Here is a 960-nt window from a genome sequence, read left to right on the forward strand (position 1 = left end):
GTCCGATTTCGACGCGCCTGCGGCGCAGTCATTTTCAAGCCGCACTTGCTCTGTCCGGAAAGCCGGTTCGGGGCAATGTGCCAGGGACGTGTGGGCGATATGAATTTGCAGAGCATGACCGGTTTTGCACGTGCCGTCGCCGAGCACGAAGGCACTTCGATCGCCTGGGAGGTCAAGTCCGTCAACGGCAAGAGCGTCGAAGTACGGCTGCGGCTGCCGCAAGGCTTCGAGCGGTTGGAACCGGCTGTCCGGCAGATACTTCAGAAACGTTTTGCACGCGGCAATTTTCAGGCGACGCTGACCATCGGCCGTGCCGTCGGCGCGCAGGCGCAGCCGGTCGTCAACGAAGCCTTCCTGAAGGACCTGGCCGGGCTCGCCAAGCGGCTGCAGGAGCAGTTCGGCGTTGCTGCGGCGACCTCGGATGGACTGCTGTCGCTGCGCGGCGTGCTCGACATTCCCGAAACTGTCGAAACCGAGGAGGCGAGGGCCGCGCTCGATGCCGCGATCATGGCCGCGCTCGAAGTGGCCTTGAACGGGCTTGAACAGGCACGGCAGGGCGAAGGGGCCGCGCTGGCTTTGCTGCTGTCGGGTCATATCGACACAATCGAGGCGCTGACGCTGCGGGCAGAAGTGGATCCATCCCGCGAGACCGCGGTGATCCGGGAACGCATCGCCGAGCAGGTCAGGCTGCTGATGGACGCTTCCGCCAATTTGGATGCCACCCGACTGCACATGGAGGCCGCGTTCCTGGCCACCAAGGCCGATATTCGCGAAGAGATCGACCGGCTGAAAACGCATGTCGCATCCGGCCGGGCACTGCTGGTGGGCGGCGGCGCGGTCGGTCGCAAGCTCGATTTTCTGGCACAGGAATTTAACCGCGAATCGAATACGCTGTGTTCCAAGTCGAATGCCGCCGCCATCACCGCGATCGGGCTGGACCTGAAGGCGGTGGTCGACCAG

At 64.0% G+C, this 960-nt stretch carries 1 protein-coding gene; it reads left to right on the top strand.

What is annotated here, in order from left to right; translation table 11 throughout:
- Positions 1–99 precede the first annotated feature (99 nt).
- Positions 100–960 (top strand): YicC/YloC family endoribonuclease (locus EN969_RS32905; protein ID WP_127419828.1); only part of this gene is annotated, 861 nt, incomplete at its 3' end.

The sequence above is a fragment of the Mesorhizobium sp. M7A.F.Ca.CA.003.01.2.1 genome (genome assembly GCF_003998945.1).
Classification (GTDB): Bacteria; Pseudomonadota; Alphaproteobacteria; order Rhizobiales; family Rhizobiaceae; genus Mesorhizobium; species Mesorhizobium ciceri.